The 16754-nt window shown below is 70.6% G+C and carries 16 protein-coding genes; 9 read left to right on the forward strand and 7 right to left on the reverse strand.

What is annotated here, in order from left to right; translation table 11 throughout:
- Nucleotides 1-117 precede the first annotated feature (117 nt).
- The gene (locus BLQ63_RS09150; protein WP_091032179.1) at nt 118-381 is read left to right on the forward strand and encodes a hypothetical protein; all 264 of its coding nucleotides are present in this window, start codon (nt 118-120) and stop codon (nt 379-381) included.
- A gap of 60 nt (nt 382-441) precedes the next feature.
- Here BLQ63_RS09150 and BLQ63_RS09155 read toward each other — a convergent pair whose 3' ends face one another.
- On the reverse strand, nt 442-3765 hold the full coding sequence (locus BLQ63_RS09155) for a discoidin domain-containing protein (RefSeq protein ID WP_218125169.1): 3324 nt from the start codon (nt 3763-3765) through the stop codon (nt 442-444).
- A 484-nt stretch (nt 3766-4249) separates the two neighbouring features.
- On the opposite strand from BLQ63_RS09155, the gene BLQ63_RS09160 reads away from it, so the two are divergent.
- Nucleotides 4250-5134, forward strand: coding sequence for an RNA polymerase sigma-70 factor (locus BLQ63_RS09160; RefSeq protein ID WP_091032188.1), 885 nt, complete (start codon nt 4250-4252; stop codon nt 5132-5134).
- Nucleotides 5135-5166: 32 nt separating this feature from the next.
- Here the strand turns inward: BLQ63_RS09160 and BLQ63_RS09165 are convergent, their stop codons facing one another.
- The gene (locus BLQ63_RS09165) at nt 5167-5901 is read right to left on the reverse strand and encodes an SDR family oxidoreductase (protein WP_091032193.1); all 735 of its coding nucleotides are present in this window, start codon (nt 5899-5901) and stop codon (nt 5167-5169) included.
- Between the two features lie 281 nt (nt 5902-6182).
- On the opposite strand from BLQ63_RS09165, the gene BLQ63_RS09170 reads away from it, so the two are divergent.
- Nucleotides 6183-7343, forward strand: coding sequence for a sulfotransferase family protein (locus BLQ63_RS09170; protein ID WP_091032199.1), 1161 nt, complete (start codon nt 6183-6185; stop codon nt 7341-7343).
- Nucleotides 7344-7424: 81 nt separating this feature from the next.
- On the opposite strand, the gene BLQ63_RS09175 is transcribed toward BLQ63_RS09170, so the two are convergent.
- Together BLQ63_RS09175 and BLQ63_RS09180 are read right to left on the reverse strand one after the other, a co-directional pair.
- The gene (locus BLQ63_RS09175) at nt 7425-8108 is read right to left on the reverse strand and encodes a hypothetical protein (protein ID WP_091032204.1); all 684 of its coding nucleotides are present in this window, start codon (nt 8106-8108) and stop codon (nt 7425-7427) included.
- 120 nt (nt 8109-8228) lie between these two features.
- Nucleotides 8229-8843, reverse strand: a complete 615-nt coding sequence (locus tag BLQ63_RS09180; protein WP_091032206.1) for a TetR/AcrR family transcriptional regulator — start codon at nt 8841-8843, stop codon at nt 8229-8231.
- 88 nt (nt 8844-8931) lie between these two features.
- Between BLQ63_RS09180 and BLQ63_RS09185 the strand changes: the two genes are divergently transcribed.
- On the forward strand, nt 8932-10119 hold the full coding sequence (locus BLQ63_RS09185; protein ID WP_091032211.1) for an FAD-dependent oxidoreductase: 1188 nt from the start codon (nt 8932-8934) through the stop codon (nt 10117-10119).
- A 60-nt stretch (nt 10120-10179) separates the two neighbouring features.
- On the opposite strand, the gene BLQ63_RS09190 is transcribed toward BLQ63_RS09185, so the two are convergent.
- Nucleotides 10180-11256 (reverse strand): LLM class flavin-dependent oxidoreductase, encoded by a 1077-nt coding sequence (locus tag BLQ63_RS09190; protein WP_091032216.1) that lies wholly within the window; start codon nt 11254-11256, stop codon nt 10180-10182.
- A gap of 164 nt (nt 11257-11420) precedes the next feature.
- On the opposite strand from BLQ63_RS09190, the gene BLQ63_RS09195 reads away from it, so the two are divergent.
- The 5 genes from BLQ63_RS09195 to BLQ63_RS09215 all read left to right on the forward strand — a co-directional run bounded on the left by BLQ63_RS09195 (nt 11421) and on the right by BLQ63_RS09215 (nt 14959).
- Nucleotides 11421-12446, forward strand: coding sequence for an aldo/keto reductase (locus BLQ63_RS09195; protein ID WP_091032220.1), 1026 nt, complete (start codon nt 11421-11423; stop codon nt 12444-12446).
- Between the two features lie 2 nt (nt 12447-12448).
- Nucleotides 12449-13270, forward strand: a complete 822-nt coding sequence (locus BLQ63_RS09200) for an NADPH-dependent oxidoreductase (protein ID WP_091032224.1) — start codon at nt 12449-12451, stop codon at nt 13268-13270.
- A gap of 94 nt (nt 13271-13364) precedes the next feature.
- On the forward strand, nt 13365-13967 hold the full coding sequence (locus tag BLQ63_RS09205; protein WP_091032228.1) for a sulfite oxidase-like oxidoreductase: 603 nt from the start codon (nt 13365-13367) through the stop codon (nt 13965-13967).
- A complete protein-coding gene (locus BLQ63_RS09210; RefSeq protein ID WP_419774939.1) occupies nt 13934-14683 on the forward strand; it encodes a ferredoxin reductase in 750 nt (249 codons plus the stop codon). Before BLQ63_RS09205 ends, BLQ63_RS09210 begins: the two co-directional genes overlap by 34 nt.
- Before the next feature lie 9 nt (nt 14684-14692).
- A complete protein-coding gene (locus tag BLQ63_RS09215; protein WP_091032231.1) occupies nt 14693-14959 on the forward strand; it encodes a DUF6510 family protein in 267 nt (88 codons plus the stop codon).
- 74 nt (nt 14960-15033) lie between these two features.
- Here the strand turns inward: BLQ63_RS09215 and BLQ63_RS09220 are convergent, their stop codons facing one another.
- Together BLQ63_RS09220 and BLQ63_RS09225 are read right to left on the reverse strand one after the other, a co-directional pair.
- On the reverse strand, nt 15034-15696 hold the full coding sequence (locus BLQ63_RS09220) for a hypothetical protein (RefSeq protein ID WP_143014823.1): 663 nt from the start codon (nt 15694-15696) through the stop codon (nt 15034-15036).
- Between the two features lie 178 nt (nt 15697-15874).
- Nucleotides 15875-16735, reverse strand: coding sequence for a carbohydrate ABC transporter permease (locus tag BLQ63_RS09225; protein WP_091032239.1), 861 nt, complete (start codon nt 16733-16735; stop codon nt 15875-15877).
- Nucleotides 16736-16754 lie beyond the last annotated feature (19 nt).

Here is a 16754-nt window from a genome sequence, read left to right on the forward strand (position 1 = left end):
GCCGCCGGCGGGCTCATCGCAGTCTATGCCGAAACGGTCGAAACGCGAACGCTCCGTTGAGAATTTCGCTTTTCGGCCGCACCGCCTATCATGGAGACAACGAGGCGAGGAGGCCATATGGGCTTGGCGGACAAGTTCAACGAGTTCAAGGACATGATCACCGGGGCAGTGGATGAGGTGAAGGGGCAGGCCGGGGAGATGCTCGGCCAGGCCCAGGACTCATCGATCGGCGACCAGGCCGCCCAGGGCGCCGAGGACGCCGCGCAGGGGGCGACCGACAGCGCGCAGGACGCCGCTCAGGGCGCGGGCGACGCGGCGCAGAACGCCGGAGACCAGGCCGCGCAGTCGGTCGAGGACTTCAAGAACGACCACGGCTTCTAGGAGCCGAACGCGTCGAGGCCGGGGGAATCCCCCCGGCCTCGACGTCTCAGCGGGTCATCTTCAGTCGAAGACGAGTTCGAACGTCGTCGTCGTGTTCTTGACGTCCTGGTGGTTGCCGCTCATCTCCAGGTTGTGGAAGGTCGCCGAGCCGACGGCCGGGCCCTGGCCGGGCTCGGGCATCTCGTTGACCCAGATGCCGAAGCCGGACTTGGACTCGAACGCGTCGCCGCTCAACCGGGCCCCGGTGATCGTCACATCGGTGAACACCGTGTCCGTGACCGGGTTCTGGGGCTGGCCGCCGACATAGTTGGTCTGGAACATGATCCCCGAGTACGTCGGGTCGACGATGTCCACATCGCTCACCCTGATCCCCTCGTAGGTCTTGCTGGCGGAGAAGATCCAGATCCCCGGGAACGTCTGCTGCCCCCAGAAGTGCCCGCCGGCCCGCACGATCGAGATGTTCTCGAACCGCGTCGGCGGATCGGACTCGAACCCGTCCATCGGGATGCCGAAGTCCAGCGAGCTGATCGTGATCCCCGAGTAGACGAGCGTGTCGGCGATGTGGATGTCCCGGAACGTGTTCCCGAACCCGCCGTAGACCGCGAGCCCGGCGGCGCGCCAGGTCAGGGTCGAGGTCAGGTGCTCGTACACGTTCCCGGTCTGGTCGCCGCCGCCCGCGTCCGTGGCGGCGAACAGCGCGAAGCTGTCGTCGCCCGAGGCCCGCGACTCGATGTTCCGCAGCAGGTTGTCGTTGCTGCCGTTGGTCATGTTGATCGCGTCGGCGAACAGGTTCCTGGCGCGCGAGTCCGTGATCTGCGTGTTCGCGATGTTCGAGCCCCAGAACATGCAGACCTGGTGCTCGACCCACGTGTCGTCGATGGTCATGTCCGAGACGTTCTGCCAGTCGAAGACCTTGCCCGGCCCGTCGATGCGGGTGGTGTAGTTGCCGAAGTAGGCGAACCCGGCGAACGTGGAGCCGTTCGCGGTGGCCTCCGACCTGAATCCGACGTCGGTGTTCTCCTGGTTCTGCGGCGCGTAGAAGCGGGTGAACCACGGCCCGGCGCCGATGACCTCGGTCGCCTTGCCGTACACCTGGAACTTCTGCGCGGTCGCGTAGTCGCCGGCCGGCAGGTACACGCCGAGCAGGTCGCCCGAGGCGTCCATCCTGAACCGGTCCAGGGCGTCCTGGACGTCCTGGTGGGTGAAGCCGTCCGGCTCGATGTACCGGTCCGGGTCGGGGTTCGCGGCCGGCGCCGCCTCCTCGAGGCTGATGAAGTCGATCGAGTAGTAGGCCGCGGTGTTCGACGCGTCCTTCTGGAGCCGGATGGTGCTGCCGGCGGGGATCGTCTCGTCGAGCAGCACGTTGGCCTCGTCGTAGATGTGGCGCGCCGGGCCGGCGCTCGGCGAGTTGCCCGGCCCCGCTTCGGCGCCGTAGAGCCACGCGAACTTCGACGTGAGCTCGATCGGTTGCAGCAGTTCGCCGTCGACGTACACGTTCAAAGTCGCGTCGATGCCCCCGCCTCCCGCGGCGTCGGGGATGGCGAACCGGGTGACCAGCGTGTTCGTGGGCGCCGTGGTGTCGAACTCGACCCATTCGCCGGTCGCGTCGAGGACCACGGCCTGGCGGCCGGAGGCCTCGCCCGCGAGGTCGCCGATCTCCCGGTTCGGCTCCAGGACTTCGGCCCCGCCGCCGGCGGAGCCGTGCTCGGCCTCGTCGATCGTGTAGGGCATCGCCGCGCCCCGTCCGATGGAGAGCGTCCGCGTGCTGGTGTTGTTGCCCCGCTTGACCTCGTGCTCGTTCGCATCGGGTGCGACGACGACGGTGAGCGTGTACTCGCCGTCCGCGGCGGTCCACGAGCCCAGGTCGATCGCGCCGGTGGCGGCGCCCGCGGCGATGGCACCGGAGTGGCCGCCGGTGAAGGTGCGCACCGCCTGCCCGGTGTCGTTGTCGGTCAACGTGGCGGTGACGCCGTGGGCGCCTGCCGCGGAGGCGACGCTGCCCTGGTTCTCGATCGCGACCGAGAAGCCGACGCCGTCGCCCGCCGACGGGTTGCTCGGCGACCAGGTGATCGCCGCGGGCACCAGGTCCGAGGTGGCGATCGCGCTGACGGCCAACGCGTCCGGGTGCGTGTAGTCGTTGTTGGTCTCGTCGCTCTCGGGGACCGTGCCGCCCGGGTCGACCTCGGCGCCCACTTCGTGGTCGCCCGCCGTGAGCGAGCCGATCGAACCGGAGACGGTCGCCGAGGCGCCGGCGGCCAGGCCGCCGACCTGCGCGGCGCCGATCAGCTCACCGTCCAGGAAGAGGTCCACGGTGGAGGGACCGGAGGCCACCTCGCCGTCGTTCTCGACCGTGGCCGACAGTGTGACCTCGTCGGTCTCCGAAGGCGCGGAAGGACTCCACGACAGGTCCGACACGACCAGGTCGGGTGCGGGCGCGGGGGTCCCGAAGACCTGGAGCTCGGCCACCTGGCCGTTCGGCGCGCCGGTGTTCGCGGTGAACTGGAGCCTGAGGTCCGACACCGTGCCGGAGACCGGGACGGTCACCGAGTTCCCGCCGGAGGGATCGAAGGCGTAGGTCGCCGACGCCTTGATCTGGGTGAACGCACTGGCCCCGGCCTCCCTGCCCAGCACCGAGAACGTCTGCGTGCGAGACGACCACGCGGGATCGGGGTTCAGCTTGACGACGACGCGCTCGAGCTCCGCATTCTGGCCGAGGTTCACCGTGAGCGTGCTCGGGTAGGCCCCCGAACCGCCCTCCCAGTACGTCGTCGGATCGCCGTCGGTGGCGTTCGACGCCACATACGTGTGCACATAGGACGACGCGGTGGCGGGCCTGCCCGTCGCCAGCTCGCCGGTCTCCGAGGGCGCCCCGTTCTCGCCGTAGACCTCGAACTCCGAGATCTGGCCCGCGGGCCAGCCGGTGTTCGCCGTGACGACCACCCGCAGGTGGCGGACGGCGACCGGGTCGAAGGCGATGGTGACGGTGTTGCCGGCGGCCGGGTCGAACGTGCGGCCCTGGGCTGCGCTGATGGTGGAGAACGAGGTCCCGTCCGAGCTGCCGCGCAGCTCCAGGGTCTGGGTGCGGGTCTGCCACGCCGGAAGCGCGGGCAGTTCGAGGACGACCTCGCTCACTTCGAGCGGGGAGCCCAGGTCGACCTGCAGCCACTGCGGGAGCGCGCCGTTCGCGCTCTCCCAGTAGGTGCCCTGGTTGCCGTCATTGGCCTTGTCCGGCGTGTAGCCCTGGACGGAGCTGCTGGCGGTCATGGTCTTCCCGGCCGCCAGGTTCGGTCCTTCGATCGCGTGTGCCGGTACGACCGACACGAGCGCCGCCGCCGCGGCGACGACTGCCGTCGTCAGCGCGAAGGCCATGCGCGAGAGTTTCATCATCGACTCCTTGTTCGGGTACTCCGCAGCGGCCGACTCGTCTTCCGGGCACGACTCAGTACCAATGCGGCCGGATCTTCGGCCGATTGCGACTGGGGGCGTGGACCGTCCCGCGTGGACCGGCGGGCCTCGTGGCCGCCGTATGCCGCGCAAGATCATTTCAATCGACAAGTGTCGATCGCTGTGAGGTTGAGGTGTAGTGAAAACGCAGGGTAGATTAGGTTTAGCGCTATACCTTTGTCACGATTTTAGTCCGCGACAATTACGCTTGTCAATACTTTGTCGCCCTGCGGAGTCCGCCGGAAGCGCGCCGCATCCGGTGGGAGCGAATGGCAAAGTCGGGTCGCGCGACCGAACGGCGAATGCGCTCCGGCCCACGAAAGCGGATGCCGATCCCGCCACCTCGGCATCGTCGTGCGGCGCCGACGCGCGGTAATGTGGCCGCGCGGTCGACAATGGCCGCGACGGGAACCCGGGGGGACCGATGGACGCCGCAGCGCAAGAGCTCGAAGCGGCCGCCGCCGCGTTCACCGGCGTCCGGCCGCGCCTGTTCGGCATCGCCTACCGGATGCTCGGCAGCGCCGCCGAGGCCGAGGACCTCGTGCAGGAGACCTGGGTTCGCTGGCAGGCCTACGACCGCGCGAAGGTCGCCAACCCCGGCGCGTTCCTGGCGACCACCATCACCCGCCTTGCCATCAACGCGCTCCAGTCCGCCCGGGCCAGGCGCGAGACGTACATCGGGCCGTGGCTGCCCGAACCCGTCGACACCAGCGCCGACCCCTACCTCGGCGCCGAGCGCGGCGAGGCCCTCGAGCTCGCGGCGCTGCTGCTCATGGAGCGGCTCACCCCCGACGAGCGCGCCGCCTACGTGCTGCGCGAGGCCTTCGACTACCCGTATGCGCAGATCGCCGACATCCTGGACGCGAGCGAGGCCGCCGCGCGCCAGCTGGTGAGCCGGGCCCGCAAGCACATGGCCGGCGGGCGGCGCTCGCGCGCGGACGCGGGCGAGCAGCGCCGGCTCCTGACCGCGTTCATGTCGGCCGCCCGCTCGGGCGACATGAACGCGCTCGAACGGCTCCTCGCCGCCGACGCGACCAGCGTCTCCGACGGCAACGGCGCGGCGCGCGTGTCCCGCCGCCCGCTGGTCGGCGCCGGCCGCATCGCGAAGTTCCTCGGCGCGATCGCCGACTGGTTCTGGGTCGGCGTCGACGTCGAATGGGCCATGGTGAACGGCCAGGCCGCCGCCGTGCTGCGCCGCGACGGCGCGGTCTACGCCGTCGTCGCCGTCAGCGCGGGCGACGACGGCATCGACCAGGTCTTGTGGATCGTCAACCCCGACAAGACCACTGGAGTGTCCTCTCAGGACTGAACGGGCCCGCGCACCGCGCGGGCCCGCATCCCCTAACGCGACGCCAGCCACTGCCGGTACGTCGTCGCGGCGATCACCGCGTCGTCCCCCGCGATCAGGGCGTCGCCCTTGACCGCCGCGAACATGCCCGCGGTGTCGTCCACGACCACCGTGCGCTCATCGCCCTTGGCGGCGAGGGTGATCCGTCCCAGCTCGTCGAGCGTGAACACCTCGGGCCCGGCGACGTTCCGCGTGCCCTGGAGCGGCGCGCCGCCCGCGACGTCCGCCACCGCCCGCGCGATCTCGGCCGAGGCGATCGGCTGCACCTTGGTGGCGGGCAGCCGCACCGAGTGCTCGTCCGAGGTCCACGACATCACCGCGTCCATGAACTCGAAGAACTGCGTCGAGCGCACGATCGAGTAGGGCACCGGCCCGGCCTTGAGCACGTCCTCCTGGAGCGTCTTGGCCCGGTAGTAGTCCAGGTCCACTTCGTCGACGCCGACGATCGACAGGATCACGGCGTGCCCGACCCCGGCCTTCTCGGCGGCCGCGAGCAGGTTGTCCATGCTCGTCTGGAAGAACGCGGGCGAGGCCGCGTCGAACGTCGGCGAGTTCGACAGGTTCACGACCGCGTCGGCGCCCGTCAGCGCCTCGGCCAGGCCGTCCCCGCTGATGAGGTCGAGGCCCGTGGACGGCGAGTGCGACACCGCCTCGTGCCCGGCGTCGTCCAGCATCCGCACGACCTGCGAGCCGATGAGCCCGGTACCGCCGATGACAGCGATCTTCATGGCAATCCTCCTGTTCCCCGGAGCGGCCGGTGCCGCCCCGATACGAGTAGAGACAGGGCGGCGGCCCCGTTTGTGACAACGCGCCGGCGATCGAGGGCGCGGCGACCGTTTCGTGCCCGAACGGCACCGGACCGCACGGCTGGGCCACAAGGGAACCACTGTTGAGTCCGGTGCCCGTATGTGCCAGGATTCGCTGAGGAGGCCCCCGCTCCGAACCCTCCGAAAGGACAGCGATCCCCGTGCGACGCGTATCCCGAATCGTCGGCCCCATCAATTCGCTGATGCGGCCGGCGTCCGACCGCCAGCGAGGCGACGCCGACGCCCTGTTCGACAAGATGATCCGCCAGGCCGAGGCCGCCTCCGGAGGGACCGCTGCCGGCGACGAGGCCTTCCTGGAGGAGTACCGGTTCCTGGTGCGCCAGGTGGCGCGGGTCGACTCGGCCTCGGCCCTCGGCTGGATGGGCATCGTCGGCGACATCCGCGGCCGCATGACCAACCGCTTCCGCGTGCGCCGCCTCATCGCCGAGAACCCCGCGATCCTCGACGAGCCGATCGAGCGGCCCATCGTCGTCACCGGGATGCCGCGCACGGCGACCACGCTGGCGCACAAGATCCTCGCCTGGCCCGAGGAGAACCGGGCCCCGCTCATGTGGGAGCTCCAGGCCACCGACCGCGCCGACGTCGACGAGAAGGTCCGGCGCGGGCGCATCAAGGTCGCGACCCGCTCGGCGAACTTCGGCCACGTCTTCTCGCCGGTGCTGCCGCAGATCCACGCGATGGAGCCGCTCTCGCCCGAGGAGTGCGTGTTCGCGCTGCCCCACGGCCGCAACTGGCTCGTGTGCTTCCGGATGCCCGGCTACCGCGACTGGCTGAGCACCCACGACTTCCAGCCCGACTACGAGTACTACAAGCAGGTCCTCCAGGTGCTCCAGTACGGGACGCAGCGCCGCCGCTGGGTCCTGAAGTCCCCCTACCACCTCGAGCACCTTGACGTGCTCCTGAAGGTCTTCCCCGACGCCAAGATCATGTGGACGCACCGCGACCCGAACACCGTGATCGGCTCCTGGTGCTCGCTCATGGAGACCGGTGTGGCCCTGTGCAACCGGACGTACGACCCGCACGTCATCGGCAAGGACTGGCTGGAGATGCTGGCGCAGATGGTGAACGCCGGGCGCGACATGCGCACGAAGCTCCCGCGCGACCGCGTCGTGGACGTCTCGTACCACCAGCTCACCGCGAACCCGCACGAGGAGCTGCCGGGCATCTTCAAGCGCCTGGAGATGGACTGGACCGCCCGCGACGAGGGCAACCTGGAGACCGTGCTCGCCCGCCCGGGCATGAAGCGCGGCCACGAGTACAGCCTCGGCCACTACGGGCTGGACCCCGACAAGGTCGACGCGGCGTTCGGCGACTACGCCCGCATGGTCAACTCCATGCGCTGACCGCAAGGCGCCGAACCGGATCGGCGCTCTCCCATCGACACGGCCCGAGGCGCCCGGCGTCTCGGGCCGCTCTGCCCGGCGTCAGCGGCCGAAGCGCGCCATCGGGTCGTTCGCGGGCGAGTAGCGGTGGCGCACATCGATGCCGGAGCCGTCCGGGAACGCGATCCGGTGGTAGGGGCCGATGGGCTTCTCGCGCCGCAGCCAGGTCGTGCGGGTGCGCTCGACCTGTCCCTGGTACGCGAACCGACCGGCGACCATTTCGACGACCGTCTCGACCTCGATCGGGCCGGGCTCGCGGCCGGCCTCGCCGGTCTGGTGCGGGGCCAGGGCGGTGAACCTGCCGTTCAGCGCCACGAAGACCAGGCGCTTGTCGGTGACGACCCAGACGCCGGTGCGCTGCATCGTCGGGAGCACCGCCTTCGCCGCGGCCGACGCCGCGCCGTCGCCCCAGGCGTATATCGGCCGACGTCTGCGGGAGTCCCTGCCGTCGTCCTTGGAACTGCTGCCGACGCCTTCGAGCGCGTAGATCAGGATCGGGAAGATCAGCACGAACAGCAGCCCGATCCCGACGTACCCCAGGACCTTCAGGAGCCGCTGCCCGCCGGTGAGCGGCGGCGAGAAGCCTTGCAGCCCGGGGCTGGTGTCGTCTCCGTTGATCGGGCGGAAGTTCAGCAGGCGCTCGCCGGGCCACAGCAGGCGCTCCTTGAGCAGCGGCTCCACGTCGGTGCGCAGGCTGAAGTAGCGGGTCTTCGCCGCTTTCGCCATGTTCGGCTCCGGAGGGGTTCGGGGAACGGGGGAGCACTGATTGTAGCGAGATCGTGCGATGCCCCTGCGTGATGAACCGGAGGTCGGGGGAACGGCGAGCAGTCCGCGTCCGCGGTCCGCCTAGTCCTTCGCGAGGAGCCGCCGCAGAGCGTCGAGCTCCGCACCGGGCAGTGCGCCGAGTTCGCCGGGGCTCAAGGCGTCCAGGTGCGCGACGGTCCACTCGTCCATGGCCCACAGGACCGCCTTGCACAGGTGCCGCTGGAGTCCCACCGGCAGCCGGTCGCCGATCGCGCCCGCCTCGCGCCCGGTGGCGAGCGCCGTGTCGATCCACCCGTCGATCGCGTCGCGGGCGGCGGCGAGCGGACTGCCCGGGCCCGCGGGGGCGTCGGGCAGGTAGAACAGCGCCGCGAAGCACATGAACGCGGGCGCGTCCCGGTCGCCGAGGCGTTCGGCCAGCGCGCCGACCGCCGCCCAGAAGTCCTCGGCGAGCGCGGCGTCGGAGGGGACCTCCAAGGCCTCGGCGACCTCGCGCCCGAGGTCGGTGATGACGGCGCCGAACAGCGCCTCCTTCGAGGCGAAGTAGTGGTAGAAGGAGCTCTTGCTCATGCCCTGGGCCTGGAGGACGCGGTTGAGGGAGGCCCGCTCGTAGCCGGCCCGGATGAACTCGGCCGCCGCCGCCTCCAGCAGGGCCCGGCGCCGCCCGGCCGGGAGGACTCCTTTTCCGCGCGTTTCCATGCGGCCAGGCTAACACCGTTGGACCGGGTGGTCCAAGAACGGTGCTACGCTGGAGTGGACCGACCGGTCCAGTAGTGGAGGAGGGGACGTGCTGGAGTCGACATCGCTTCGGGCGCAACTGGAAGCCGCACGCACCGATCGGCGGCGCGTCCTCGTGATCGGTGCGGGCATCGCGGGTGTGACGCTGGCGCGGCTGCTGCGCGGGCGCGGGCTGCACCCGGTCCTGGTCGAGCGGGCCGGGCCGGACGCGCCGAGCGGGTACATGCTCGCGCTCATGCCCCTGGTCGACCCCGTGCTGGCCGAGCTGGGTCTGACGGAGGCCTATCGCGCCGCGAGCGTGCCGATGAACCGCTACCGCATCCGCTCGCGCCGCGGCTCGGTCGTGCGCGAGTACACGATGGGCAGGCTCCTCGACGCCTACGGCGACTACCGCGGCATCAGCCGCGGCGACCTCATGGCGGTTCTCGGCGGCGGCGCGGTCTCTTACGGCGCCAACGTCATCGAGCTGGACCAGCGGGTCGACGCGGTGACGGCCGTGTTCGCCGGAGCGGACGTCGCCGAGGCCGAGTTCGACGCGGTGATCGCCGCCGACGGCCTGCATTCGGCGACCCGCGGGCTCGTGCTGGAGCCCGAGCAGGTGAGCGGCTACGAGACCGGTTGGGGCGGCTGGGTGGTGTGGACCGATGCCGACGCGGACGCCGATCTCGGCGAGGAGCTGTGGGGCGCCGGCTGGTTCGTCGGCACCTATCCGGTCAAGGGCCGGCTCGGCGTCATCGTCTGCGGCCCTGCGGAAGCGGCCGACGACGGGCTCGCGGCGCTCGTCGCGCGCATCCGGACCGAAGCGCCCGCAGCGGGCGGGCGCCTCGACCGCGTGCTGGCCGACGCCGCCGACGGCCGCGGGTCCTACTACTGGCCGCTGTACGACAAGCGCAGCGCCACTTGGACTTCGGGCCGGATCGCCCTGGTCGGCGACGCGGCCGCCGGGTTCCTCCCGACGGCCGGGATCGGCGCGGGCATGGCCGTCGAGTCGGCCTGGGTCCTCGCGCACCACCTCGCCGGGGATGCACCGGTGCTCCCGGCGCTGCGCGCGTACGAGCGGACCCAGCGTCCCCGAGTGGAAGCGGCGCAGCGGAACTCGCGCCGGCTCGCGCCGATGATGTTCAACCGCTCGCCGGCGGCCGCGGCGGTGCGCGACGCGGCCGCCCGGTTCGTGCCGCTCGGCGTCGCGCTGCGCCCGATCCGCAAGCTCCTCGACACCCGGCCGTCGGGGCTCTGACATGCGAACGCGCCGACGGCCGCTCGGACCCCCGCTGCACCCGGGCGACCCGCCGGCCGATCAGCCGCGCAGCAGCGGGAGCAGCTGATCGCCCTGCCGTTCGATCTCCCGGAGGTACGGGGTGTCGGAGAGGACGAAGTGCGTGACGCCCAGGGCCTCGTACTTGCGCAGGGACTTCGCGACCTCCTCGGCCGAGCCGACCAGCCACGTGGTGCCCGCGCCGCCGCCGCCGAACTTCCCGGGCGTCGTGTAGAGGTTGTCGTCCAGGACCTCGCCCTTCGCCGCGAGGTCGAGCAGGCGCTGCTGGCCCACCGCGTTGCGCCGCTGCGCCCGGTGGTCGGGGTCGATCGTGAAGCCGCCCCGGCCCTCCGCCATCTGCGCGACCTTCGCCTCCGCGTCGGCCCAGGCCTCCTCGGAGGTGTCGCGCACGAGCGTCGTGATGCGCAGCCCGAACTCCAGCGGCGCGTGCTCGCGGCCGAGTTTCCCGCTGAGGTCCTTGAGCCGCTCGATGCGCTCGCGCACGCCGTCGAGCGGTTCGCCCCAGAACAGCTGCACGTCGGCCTCGGCGGCCGCGACCCGCTCGGCCGCCTCGGAGGCGCCCCCGAAGTACAGGCGCGGGTGCCTCCGCTCCCCGTCCGCGACCGGCTTGACGCCCAGCGTCGCGTCGGCGACCTGGAAGTGCTCGCCCTTGTAGTTCACGTTCTCCTCGGTCCAGAGCTTGCGCACGACCTGGATGAACTCCTTGGTGCGGCCGTACCGGTGCGCCTGGTCGCCCTCGCTGTCGCCGTAGGCGGCCAGGTTGTCCTGGCCCGAGACGATGTTGACCAGGACCCGGCCGCCGGTGAGGTGGTCGAGGGTCGCGGCGGCGGACGCGAAGTTCGCCGGGCGCCAGTAGCCGGGGCGGATCGCGATGAGGGGCTTGAACGTGGTGGTCCGGGCGGCGAGCGCGGTGGCGACGGTGAACGTGTCGGGCCGGCCCCAGCTGGTGCCCAGGAGCGCGCCGCCCCAGCCGTGCCGCTCCAGCGCCTCGGCGTGGGCCGTGAGCGTGTCCAGGCTGTTGTGGTTCTCCACGGCGTCGTCGCCGCGGTGCCCGGGCCGGGCCTGGTTGGGGATGTACCAGAGGTGTTCGGCGCTCATCGGGTCTCCTTGCGGGTCGGCGCGACATCAATTCTCGATTTATCCTATCGATGTAGTGTAGATTGTGCGAGGGCCGTTCATCTACCCTTGGCACCGGACCGATCACCCGACGGGCGCGGCGGCTCGCGCCCGCCGCGACCCCACCACCGAAAGGCTTCCCTCCCATGGCATACGGCGCATTCGAGCAGACCTACGCGGCCGCCGAGGACCGGTACGAGCACCTGGCCTACCGGCGCGCCGGCGCCTCCGGTCTCGACCTGCCCCCGCTCTCCCTCGGCCTCTGGCAGAAATTCGGCACCGACTACTCCCCGCAGACCCAGCGCGACATCCTCCTCCACGCCTTCGACCTGGGCATCACCCACTTCGACAACGCCGACCGCTACGGGCCCCCGCACCGCGCCGCCCAGCAGGTCTTCGGCACCGTCCTCGCCAAGGACCTCGCGCCCTACCGCGACGAACTCGTGCTCTCCACCAAGGCCGGCAACCCCATCAGCCCCAGCCCGTACCACAAGGGAGGGTCGCGCAAGTCCCTGCTCAACTCCCTCGACCACAGCCTGCGCGACCTCGGCACCGACTACGTCGACGTCTTCTACCACCACCGGCCCGACCCGACCACGCCCATCGAGGAGACCGTCGGGGCCCTCGCCGGCGCCGTCCAGCAGGGCAAGGCCCTCTACGTCGGCGTCTCCAACTACGCCCCCGAGCAGGCCCACGAGGCCGTCGTCCTGCTCCGCGCCGCCGGCGTCCCGCTCCTGGTCCACCAGCCGCGCTACTCGATCTTCGACCGCACCCCCGAGACCAGCGGACTCATCGACCTCGCCGCCCGGGACGGCTTCGGCCTCGTCGTCTACTCCCCGCTCGCCCAGGGCCTGCTCACCGACAAGTACCTCAGCGAGATCCCCGCGGGCGCCCGCGCCGAGAACAGCGCGTTCCTCAAGCCCGAGCAGATCGACGCGACCTACCGCGAGCGGGCCGCCGCCCTCAACGCCCTCGCCGCCGAACGCGGCCAGTCGCTCGCCCAGCTCGCCATCCAGTGGGTCCTGCGCCGCCCCGAGGTCACCTCCGCGCTCATCGGCGCCAGCTCCACCTGGCAGCTCGACCACAACGTCAAGGCCCTCGACTTCCCCGCGCTCACCGACGACGAGCTGAAGATCGTCGACGAGCACGGCGTGCACGGCACCGGGCTCTGACCATGGCCGACACCGCGACCGAACGCCTCTCCGGCGCCGCCGCCCGCTACGGCGACGCCGACGCGACCCTCGACGTGGCCAACGACGTCGTCCGGCTCCAGCTCGCCCACCGCTCGGTGCGACGCTTCACGGGCCGGGACGTCACCGACGAGGAGCTGGCCGCCCTGGTGGCGGCCGCCCAGTCCGCGCCGACCTCCTCGAACCTCCAGCCCTGGAGCGTCATCGCGGTCCGCGACCCCGAACGCAAGGCGCGCCTCGCCCGCCTGTCCGCGAGTCAGGACTTCGTCGCGCAGGCGCCGCTGTTCCTGGTCTGGATCGCCGACCTCGGCCGCGCCCGCCGCCTCGCCGAACGCGCAGGCACCGACGTGCACGCGGCCGACTACCTCGAGACGACCCTCATCGGCTTCATCGACACCGCGCTGGCAGCCCAGAACGCCGTGGTCGCGGCGGAGTCCCTTGGCCTGGGCTCAGTCTTCGTGGGCGCCATCCGCAACCGTCCCGAAGCGGTCGCGGCCGAGCTGGGCCTGCCGCCGCACACGGTGGCGGCGTTCGGCCTCGCCGTCGGCGAACCCGATCCGGCCGAGCGAGCCGACGTGAAACCCAGGCTTCCCCAGGAAGCGGTCCTCCACCGGGAGCAGTACGACAGGGCGTCCGACGACCTCATCCCCGTCTACGACGAGCGCCTGGAGGCCTACAACCGGCGCTTCGGCCTCAAAGGCACCTGGACCGACCGCGTACTGACCCGCCTGAAAGGCCCGGAGTCGATGGGCGGCAGGCACGTCCTGCGAGAAGTCCTGGAACGCTTCGGCCTCCCGTCCCGCTGAGCACCGGTCGCCGCGTGTACCCCGGAATGGTGCGTTTCGTCGCTCCAGGTGCCTGAGGCCGCTGCGCGAATTACCATGAGTCAGGGAGGCGTGCATGAGCGCATTGACACCGGGGTTCCGCGGCCACCGGCGCACCGAGAGCGACCGGGTGCCGCCCGGTCAGTACCTGGTGGAGGACTTCCCGGTGCTCAGCGCCGGGCCGACCCCTTCGGTCGCCACCGACGGGTGGACGTTCACCGTCGTCAACGAGACCGGCGAGCGGACCGTCTGGGACTGGACCGAGTTCAACCGGCTCCCGCACGAGTCGCCTACCGTGGACATCCACTGCGTCACCAGGTGGTCCAAACTCGACACCTCCTGGCGGGGCGTCTCGGTCGACACCCTGCTCGCCGACGTCGAGACCGCCGCGGACTTCGCGGTGATCCACTCGTTCGACGGCTACACCACCAACGTCCCGCTCCAGGACATCCTCGACGGCCAGGCCTGGGTCGCGACCGGCTACGACGGCTCGCCCCTGACCGCCGAGCACGGCGGCCCCGCGCGATTCCTGGTGCCGCACTTGTACTTCTGGAAGTCCGCCAAGTGGGTCTCGGGGATCACCCTCCACGACGAGGACGAGCCGGGATTCTGGGAGCGCGCCGGATACCACGACTACGGCGACCCCTGGCTCGAGCAGCGCTACCAGTCGGGGTGGTGACCGGCATGTGGCAGAAGGCGCGCCTGGTCGAACGGCTCGTGGAGACCGAGTCGGCCACGACCCTGGTCTTCGAGCCCGAGACCTGGGACGGCCACGTCGCCGGCCAGCACGCCGACATCCGCCTCACCGCCGACGACGGCTACCAGGCCGTGCGCTCGTACTCCCTGGCCGCGCCGCTCGAAGGCGGCCGGATCGCGTTCACGATCCAGCGCGTGCACGGCGGCGAATCCTCGACATACCTGTGCGACGACCTTCCCGTCGGCGCGTATGCGGAGGTTCGCGGGCCTGTCGGCGGCTGGTTCGTGTGGCGCGGCAACGAGACCCGTCCGGTCCTGCTCCTCGCGGGCGGCTCGGGGATCGTGCCGCTCCAGGCGATGGTCCGCCAGCGCCGCGCGCTCGGCTCCCGGGTGCCGTTCCGGCTCCTGTACTCGGTGCGGACGCCCGAGGACGTCATCTACGCCGACGAACTGATCCGGCCGCCGCGCGGCGACGACGGCGTAGAGACGGTCTTGCTCTTCACCCGCGAGACGCTGGCGGGCTCGCGCCGACCGCCCGAGCGGATCGGCCTCGCCGACCTCACCGCCCACGGCTGGCCCGCCGACTTCGAACCCGACTGCTTCATCTGCGGCCCCAACGGCTTCGTGGAAGCCGCCGCCAAGCTCCTCATCGCCCTCGGCCATGACTCCCATCGGATCAAGACCGAACGCTTCGGCTGAGGAGGCCCAATGAACGACCACGTCGACGGCAACATGCTGGCAGGTGCCCTGTGGCAGGTCTTCCGGCCGGACATCACCACGGCCGAAGGCCGCTGCGCGACCTGCGGCATGACCGGCCCGGTGGCGAGCCTGCACGTCTACACGGCGGCACCGGGAACGGTGGCCCGCTGCGCGGGCTGCCAGCAGGTGACCCTGCAACTGGTCCAGAGCGCGAACTCGATGTGGCTCAGCACCGCGGGCCTGTCGTACCTGCGCTTCCCGAACCAGCTCCGCTGACCGGACCGAGGGCCCGGCGATACCCGATCCGCTCGAGGAAGCGGCGAGTCAGCGCGACGATCTCGCCCGGTCGATCAGGCGCGGAACGCCTCCCTCACCAGCGCGCCGATCTCGACGGTGAGGTCCTCGACGGACACCTCTCCCGGACCGAAGTACTTGTCCTCGTGGCCCTCCCCGCCGGGGAGGTCCCGGTTCGAGATCGTCAGCCGCAGGTTGCTCTCCGACGCGATGCACTCATATGACGCGCTCGCCGTGTCGGCGATGCTCTCCCGGCAGATGCCGTGCTCCCACCCGTCGAGCGATTCGTAGTCGACGCCCCACTCGATCGGCTCCAGGCTGTTCTCGACGGAGGTGTCGACGGGCTCGTAAGCGCGGCTTTCGCGAACCTCGACGGTCAGGGTGAGCAGTTGCCCGTCACCGGTACCGTCAGCGGGCCTCCACTCCCACTCGCACTTGTACTCGGCCCATGTGGCGCCGCTGTCGCGGATGTCGGGCCGGGGCGTGCCGGGATCGTCCCAGTCGAGGAGGCCGCCCACCGCGTCTCCGCCGCCCAGGCATTCCTCCGACCATGTTGCGGGGAAAGCGAACTCGTAGTCCAGACTGAGGCGCTTCACGAGCGGCACCGCCGCCAGGACGCCGATGAGGCCGACGACGACGCCCACGATGAGGAGCACCCGCCGGTTCGACCAGGGCCCCCGTTTCCCCGACTGCGGCACGGCGTTAGAGGCTGGATTCATGGTGGAAACTCTCGGTGTCGACCTCATCGGCTTCGGAAGGCGCGGGGATCGCGATCCCGCGCATGCTCCATTCCGCCCGGACCGCTTCGATGTTCGCATAGAGCTCGTCGTCCGCAACGGCGACGGGGCCGGTCGCGCCATGACCGGCCCCTGCGCTGTTCGGTTGTCCGGCAGCCGTTCAGCCCTTGATCGCCCCCGTCAGGACTCCTGAGGTGAAGTAGCGCTGGAGGAACGGGTAGACCAGCAGGATCGGGACGGTCGCCAGGACGATGACGGCCATCTGGAGGGTCACACCCGGCGGCGGGGGCTGGTCGGGGGAGACCACGGCTCCCGGGATGGCGACGCCCGCCAGGACGTACTGCTGGAGCACCACCTGGATCGGCCACTTCTCCGAGTCGTTGATGTAGAGCAGTGCGTTGAAGTAGGTGTTCCAGTAGCCCACGGCGTAGAACAGGCCCATCACGGCGAGCACGGGTTTCGACAGGGGCAGCACGATCCGCAGGAAGATCCGCCATTCGCCGGCGCCGTCGATGCGGGCCGCCTCGATGAGTTCCCCTGGGAGGCCTTGGAAGAAGTTCCGGATCACGATCATGTTGAAGGCCGAGATCAGGCCTGGGATGATCAGCGACCAGGTCGAGTCCAAGAGCCCGAGGTACTTGATGAGCATGAAGTTCGGGATGATGCCGGCGCTGAAGAACATGGTCGCCAGTACCAGGATCAGCACGAACTTGGCGCCGGGCACCTGCCGCGTTCTCACCAGGCCCCAGGCGAGCATGGAGGTCGCCGCCAGGGACAGGACGGTGCCGACCACGGTGATGAACAGGGAGTTGCGCAGTCCTTGGAGGACGGTGCCGCCGTTGAAGATCGCCCGGTAGGCGTCGAGGGAGTACTCGGTCGGGAAGACCACGCCCGCGCGGGCCTGCTCGGGGGACGCGAAGCTCATCGCGATCACGTACACCAGCGGGTAGAGCATGGTGATCACGATCAGGACGATCACCACGGCCTTGACGGCGCGGATCAAGGGCGAAGGCGGATTCATCCATGGCGGACGATCATTG

Origin of the sequence: Glycomyces harbinensis, from assembly GCF_900101745.1 — a bacterium.
Lineage (GTDB): Bacteria > Actinomycetota > Actinomycetes > Mycobacteriales > Micromonosporaceae > Glycomyces > Glycomyces harbinensis.

Coding starts and splice junctions, on each gene's coding strand:
- BLQ63_RS09150 (WP_091032179.1), top strand. CDS start 118: ATGGGCTTGGCGGACAAGTTCAACGAGTTCAAGGACATGATCACCGGG.
- BLQ63_RS09155 (WP_218125169.1), bottom strand. CDS start 3,765: ATGAAACTCTCGCGCATGGCCTTCGCGCTGACGACGGCAGTCGTCGCC.
- BLQ63_RS09160 (WP_091032188.1), top strand. CDS start 4,250: ATGGACGCCGCAGCGCAAGAGCTCGAAGCGGCCGCCGCCGCGTTCACC.
- BLQ63_RS09165 (WP_091032193.1), bottom strand. CDS start 5,901: ATGAAGATCGCTGTCATCGGCGGTACCGGGCTCATCGGCTCGCAGGTC.
- BLQ63_RS09170 (WP_091032199.1), top strand. CDS start 6,183: ATGCGGCCGGCGTCCGACCGCCAGCGAGGCGACGCCGACGCCCTGTTC.
- BLQ63_RS09175 (WP_091032204.1), bottom strand. CDS start 8,108: ATGGCGAAAGCGGCGAAGACCCGCTACTTCAGCCTGCGCACCGACGTG.
- BLQ63_RS09180 (WP_091032206.1), bottom strand. CDS start 8,843: ATGGAAACGCGCGGAAAAGGAGTCCTCCCGGCCGGGCGGCGCCGGGCC.
- BLQ63_RS09190 (WP_091032216.1), bottom strand. CDS start 11,256: ATGAGCGCCGAACACCTCTGGTACATCCCCAACCAGGCCCGGCCCGGG.
- BLQ63_RS09195 (WP_091032220.1), top strand. CDS start 11,421: ATGGCATACGGCGCATTCGAGCAGACCTACGCGGCCGCCGAGGACCGG.
- BLQ63_RS09200 (WP_091032224.1), top strand. CDS start 12,449: ATGGCCGACACCGCGACCGAACGCCTCTCCGGCGCCGCCGCCCGCTAC.
- BLQ63_RS09205 (WP_091032228.1), top strand. CDS start 13,365: ATGAGCGCATTGACACCGGGGTTCCGCGGCCACCGGCGCACCGAGAGC.
- BLQ63_RS09215 (WP_091032231.1), top strand. CDS start 14,693: ATGAACGACCACGTCGACGGCAACATGCTGGCAGGTGCCCTGTGGCAG.
- BLQ63_RS09220 (WP_143014823.1), bottom strand. CDS start 15,696: ATGAATCCAGCCTCTAACGCCGTGCCGCAGTCGGGGAAACGGGGGCCC.
- BLQ63_RS09225 (WP_091032239.1), bottom strand. CDS start 16,735: ATGAATCCGCCTTCGCCCTTGATCCGCGCCGTCAAGGCCGTGGTGATC.